The sequence below is a fragment of the Mesorhizobium sp. M6A.T.Ce.TU.002.03.1.1 genome, assembly GCF_003997275.1.
Taxonomy (GTDB): domain Bacteria; phylum Pseudomonadota; class Alphaproteobacteria; order Rhizobiales; family Rhizobiaceae; genus Mesorhizobium; species Mesorhizobium mediterraneum.
In genome coordinates this window covers 1-5,544 of sequence record NZ_RZTI01000218.1, presented here as the reverse complement: position 1 = coordinate 5,544, position 5,544 = coordinate 1, and the positions used below count along the sequence as shown (strand labels likewise).

At 62.6% G+C, this 5,544-nt stretch carries 5 protein-coding genes and 1 pseudogene; 4 read left to right on the top strand and 2 right to left on the bottom strand.

The features are described from left to right. Window positions 1-140 precede the first annotated feature (140 nt). Complete coding sequence (gene pncB / locus EOC93_RS32360) at window positions 141-1,445, bottom strand: nicotinate phosphoribosyltransferase (protein ID WP_095484578.1); 1,305 nt, start codon at window positions 1,443-1,445, stop codon at window positions 141-143. A gap of 136 nt (window positions 1,446-1,581) precedes the next feature. After that, a complete protein-coding gene (gene gcvA, locus EOC93_RS32355; protein WP_095484579.1) occupies window positions 1,582-2,556 on the bottom strand; it encodes a transcriptional regulator GcvA in 975 nt (324 codons plus the stop codon). Window positions 2,557-2,791: 235 nt separating this feature from the next. On the opposite strand from gcvA, the gene speB reads away from it, so the two are divergent. The 4 genes and pseudogenes from speB to EOC93_RS35185 all read left to right on the top strand — a co-directional run. Continuing rightward, a complete protein-coding gene (gene speB / locus EOC93_RS32350; protein WP_127206636.1) occupies window positions 2,792-3,853 on the top strand; it encodes an agmatinase in 1,062 nt (353 codons plus the stop codon). 87 nt (window positions 3,854-3,940) lie between these two features. After that, entirely contained in the window at window positions 3,941-4,744 is an 804-nt protein-coding gene (locus EOC93_RS32345; protein ID WP_095484580.1) for a transporter substrate-binding domain-containing protein, read from the top strand. A gap of 20 nt (window positions 4,745-4,764) precedes the next feature. Next, on the top strand, window positions 4,765-5,433 hold the full coding sequence (locus tag EOC93_RS32340) for an amino acid ABC transporter permease (protein WP_127206635.1): 669 nt from the start codon (window positions 4,765-4,767) through the stop codon (window positions 5,431-5,433). Then, a pseudogene (locus tag EOC93_RS35185) lies at window positions 5,430-5,544 on the top strand (amino acid ABC transporter permease); the annotation flags it as partial. The gene EOC93_RS32340 and the pseudogene EOC93_RS35185, both read left to right, overlap by 4 nt.

The window sequence follows — 5,544 nt, the reverse complement described above, 5'->3', positions numbered from 1 at the left end:
GCTCGATCGGCGCCTTCCATGCGATGTTGGAGATTGGCGAAGGTGTAGATGACAGCCAATCTCCCCCCTCGTGGGGGAGATGTCCGGCAGGACAGAGGGCGGCGCGAAGGAACTCATACTGTGCAAGAGTTCCCTCACCCTCACACCTTGACCAGCTGCTCCACGCGGTCTTTCTCGCCAAAGATCCTGATGTAACGCTCGATCTCCTTCTCGTCGCCGGTCGCCTTGGCCGGGTTGTCGGAGAGCTTGACCGCCGGGCGGCCATTGGCCTCGGTGACCTTGCAGACCAGCGAGATGGCGTCGAGCCGGTTGGTGTCGGTCGGCGCGCAGCCCTCGAAATCATTGGTCAGGTTGGTGCCCCAGCCGAACGACATGCGCACCTTGCCGTGGAAATGGCGGTAGGTTTCCTCGATGGTCTCGACCTCGAGACCGTCGGAGAAGATCAGCAGCTTCTGCCTGGGGTCCTTGCCCTTTTCGCGCCACCAGGAAAGGATCTTTTCGCCGCCTTCGATCGGCGGCGCGCTGTCGGGGCGAAAACCGGTCCAGTCGGCGATCCACTCCGGCGCATCACGCAGGAACGCCGCGGTGCCGAAGGTGTCCGGCAGCACGATCAGCAAATTGCCGCCATAATAGCGCTGCCAGTCCTGCAGCACCTTGTAGGGCGACTGTTTCAGTTCCTTTTCCGAATTGGCGAGCGCGGCGAACACCATCGGCAGTTCATGCGCGTTGGTACCGAGCGCTTCGAGGTCGTTGTCCATGGCGAGCAGCACGTTGGAGGTGCCGGTGAAAGCCTCGCCGATGCCTTCCTTGAGCGCCTCGACGCACCAGCGCTGCCACAGGAAAGAATGGCGGCGGCGTGTGCCGAAATCCGAAATGCGGATATCGGGCAGCGCTTTCAGCCGCTCGGTCTTGGCCCACATCTTGGCCTTGGCGCGGGCATAGAGCACGTCGAGCGCAAAAGGTCCGAACGCCCGCATGGCCGCGCGTGAACGAAGCTCATTAATGATTGCGAGCGCCGGGATCTCCCACAGCGTCGTGTACATCCACGGACCGCTGAAGCTCAATTCGTACTGGCCATCGCGCTTGGAAAGCTCGTATTCCGGCAGTTGGAAATCTTCGAGCCAGGCGAGGAACTCCGGCTCGAATATCTGCTTGCGGCCATAGAAGGTGTTGCCGCCAAGCCAGATCATCTCCTTCTTGGAGAAGCGCAAGGTGCGGGCATGGTCGAGCTGATCACGCAGTTCCGCCTCGTCGATCTCGTCAGCAAGGCGGACCGAGGTGGTGCGGTTGATCAGTGAGAAGGTGGCATCGACCTTGGGATACATGCCCCAGATCATCTGCAGCATCAGCAGCTTGTAGAAATCGGTGTCGAGCAGGCTGCGGACGATCGGGTCGAGCTTCCAGGTGTGGTTGTAGACGCGCCGCGCTATATCGGTCTTAGTCATGTCTCGATGCCGCCTTCACTGCTCGCTTCCTGCGGAAGCCTCTTAGCATTGAATTTTTGAATGCGCTTCCCGCTTTGCGGGCTGGCCCGACAAAAAGAGAGCCGGCGGCATGTATGCGGCTTCGGCAATTGCAGCCTCAGGACGCGGTTTTGTTGCCGACCACTCGCAGCGCCGGGCGCTTCCTGCGGATGCCGATGCGGCCCGCCACCGGCGCATCGGCGCGGCCGTCAGCCTGCTCCTTTTCGGCAAACAGCCAGTCGATGAACAGCTGCACGATCGGCGCCGACCTCATCTCGTTGCGACAGACGACGTAGAAATCGTCGACCGCCGGCACCGACAGGCTGAACGGCGCGACAAGCAGCCCCCTGGCGAGCAGCCCGCTTGCCGTCACTGTATCGCCAAGCGCCACGCCATGACCATGAACCGCAGCCTCGCTCGCCATGCGCGCGTCGCCGAGATGATGGCGGCGGCCGCGCTCCAGGTCCAGCGCGTCGGCGGCGGCCAGCCAGGTGTGCCATTCACGGCCGTCGTCGCCATGCAGGAAGACATGATCGGCGAGATCGCGCACGGTGCGGATCGGACGGTTGTTGATCAGCGTCGGACTGACCACCGGGAACAGCTCGAGGCCCGACCATTTGCGCATCCAGCAATCGGTCCAGCTGCCGTCGCCATAGTGCACGCAGATGTCGATATGCGGCGCGCGGATGTCCTTGGCGTCATTGGATGGGATCAGCGTCAGCCTGATATCAGGGTATTGCGAGGTGAAGCTGCCGAGCCGCGGGATCATCCACAGCAGCAGCAGCGCCGGCACACAAGACACCGACAAGGCGCCGGTGCTCGCCGGCCTGGTCATGCGCTGCGTGGCGGCAGCGATGCCGTCGAAGGCGGTCGACACTGCCGGCAGCAATTCGGCGCCGTGCGGCGTCAGCTTCACCCGCTGACCGGCGCGCTCGAACAGCTTGACGCCAAGCGATTGTTCGAGCGCCTTGATCTGATGGCTGATGGCGCCATGGGTGACGTTCAACTCAGCTGCCGCCTTGGTCAGCGAGGCGTGACGCGCCGTCGCCTCGAAGGCCCGCAATGGATTCAAAGGTGGCAGACGCTTGGCCATCAGATTCCCGCTGGAGCACGATCCCGAGAAGTGGGACCCGGTTTTCGGACAAGGTCGTGCTCAACATTGATGTGAGATTTCCTCACAGCGAAGACCCTAACAATATCAATTGATTTTTCAATGCGGCTACAAGACACTTTGCCCGGGAACAGTATCAAGACCTGAAATGCGCAGGCAGCCGGCGGGATGGCGACCGTCATTGATGGCCGCACTGCGCCAGCCATGGAGGACCGACATGGGTTATAACAGCGGCAAGCTCGAAGCGTTGCGTCGCAAATATGGCGAAAGCCATGGCGGCGAGATGTTCGACCCGAAATTCCGGAAGGTCGCCGACAAAATCTTTTCCAAGAGCGGCACGCGGCTGGCGCCCTATTCCGGCATCCCGACCTTCCTCGCCGCGCCCTACCGGCAAATTGCCGCCGACAATCCGGATTTCGGCGATCTGCAGGTGGCGATGATCGGCGTGCCGATGGACCTCGGCGTCACCAACCGGCCGGGCGCCCGCTTCGGGCCAAGGGCGCTGCGCGCCATCGAGCGCATCGGGCCCTACAATCATGTGCTGGAATGCGCCCCGACGCACGAGCTGAAGGTGGCCGACATCGGTGACGTGCCGTTCCAGAGCCGCTACCGGCTAGAAACCAGCCATGACGACATCGAGCGCCGCACCAACCAGATCGTCGACGCCGGCGTCATTCCGCTTTCGGTCGGCGGCGATCATTCGATCAGCCATCCGATCCTGAAGGCCGTCGGCAAAAAGGCGCCGGTCGGCATGATCCACATCGACGCCCATTGCGACACCAGCGGCCTGTTCGACATGACCAAGTTCCATCATGGCGGGCCGTTCCGCAACGCGGTGCTGGACGGCGTGCTCGACCCGACCCGCACTATCCAGATCGGCATCCGCGGCTCGGCCGAATATCTATGGGAGTTCACCTACGAATCCGGCATGACCGTCGTGCATGCCGAAGAGGTGACCGGCCTCGGCGTCCCCGCCATCATCGAGAAGGCGCGAAAAATCGTCGGCGACGGGCCGACCTATGTGTCCTTCGACATCGACAGCGTCGATCCGGCCTTCGCGCCGGGCACCGGCACGCCGGAAGTCGGCGGGCTGACGACGCGGGAAGTGCTTGAACTGCTGCGCGGCCTGAAGGGCCTCAACATTGTCGGCGGCGACGTCGTAGAGGTGGCGCCGCAATATGACGCGACCACCAACACGGCACATGCCGGCGCGCAGGTGCTGTTCGAAATCCTCAGCCTGATGGTCTTCAGCCCGGCGATAACAGGCAAGGGAGCCTGAGGGAGCCCGACACCAATCCAAGGCGACCGCCGCGCTGGAGCCGGCGGCCGCATTCAAACAAAACAAGCTTCCAGCAGGGGAACGACAATGACATTTCAAATGAAGATCAAATCATCCATCGCCGCCGCGCTGATGCTCGCCGGTTTTGGTCTCGCCACCCAAGCCGCCAATGCCGACGCGGTCGATGACATCACCAAGGCCGGCGCCATCAATGTCGGCATTTTCTCCGACTTTCCGCCCTTCTCCTCGGCCAGTGCCGATATGAGCATCAAAGGCTATGACATCGACGTGGCGCAGTTCATCGCCGACCAGCTCAAGGTCAAGCTCAATTTGGTCAGCGTGACCGGCCAGAACCGCATCCCGTATCTTACCGACAAGCGCGTCGATATCCTGATGAGCGTCGGCTACTCCAAGGAGCGTGAGCAGGTGATCGATTTCGCCGCCGCCTATGCACCCTATTATATCGCCGTGATTGGCCCGGCCGCGCTCAAGGTCGAAGGCAAGGACGACCTCGCCGACAAGTCGATCGCCGTCAACCGCGGCACGCTGGAAGATACGTCGCTTACCGAGGCAGCACCCGCCTCGGCCGATATCCGCCGTTTCGACAACTATAATTCCGTCATCCAGGCCTTCATCTCGGGCCAGACCCAGCTGATGGTCGTCGGCAACGACGTCGGCGCTCAGGTGCTCGCCCGCCAAGAGGCGCTGAAGCCGGAGCAGAAGTTCCAGCTCCTCACCTCACCCTCGCATATCGGCCTCAACAAGAACGAGGACCGCCTGAAGCAGGCCGTCAACGACGCGATCGCCAAGATGCTGGCCGACGGCAAGCTGGACGAAAGCTCGAAGGCCTGGCTCAAGACGCCGCTCAATCCCGACAACCTCAAGGATTGATTCCTAGGTCAGGACCTATCATGGGCTACAGCCTCGACTTCGGCTGGCTTGCCGATGCGACAGGCGCGATCGCGCGAGGGGCGGCCACGACGATCCTCTTGATCGCCGTGACCACGCTCGCGGGAACGTTCCTCAGCATCCTCGGCGCGGCGGGGCGGCGAAACGGCCCCCTGCTGCTCAAGCGGGCGATCGGCGTCTATGTCGAAATTATCAGGAACACGCCGTTCCTGGTGCAGCTGTTCTTCATCTTCTTTGGGCTGCCCAGCATCGGCATAAGGCTCGATCCGGTGCTGGCCGCCATGCTGGCGATGACGCTTAATATGGCGGCCTACACGATCGAGATCGTCGGCGCCGGGCTCGACGCCGTGCCGCGTGGGCAGACGGAAGCGGCCCTGGCGCTTGGCCTCCGGCCGCGCCAGGTCTTCGTCAAGATCGTGCTGCCGCAGGCGCTCAAGGTGATCTTTCCGGCGTTGACCAGCCAGATCGTCATCATGATGCTGGAGTCCGCCGTCGTGTCGCAGATCGCGGTGCGTGAGCTGACCTACGAGGCCGACATGCTGCAGGCGCGCACCTTCCGCGCTTTCGAGACCTATTTCGTGGTGACAATGGTCTATCTCGTCCTGTCGATGGGGCTGCGCCGGCTGCTGGTCAGCGGCGGCCGCCGCGCTCTGGGAGCCGGCGTGTCATGATCGAATTCACCTTCTGGGATATCGTCCGCAACCTTCTGCTCGCCGCCCGCTGGACGGTGCTTCTGTCATTGTCGGCCTTCGTCGGCGACGGTGTGGTCGGCATGGTCGTGC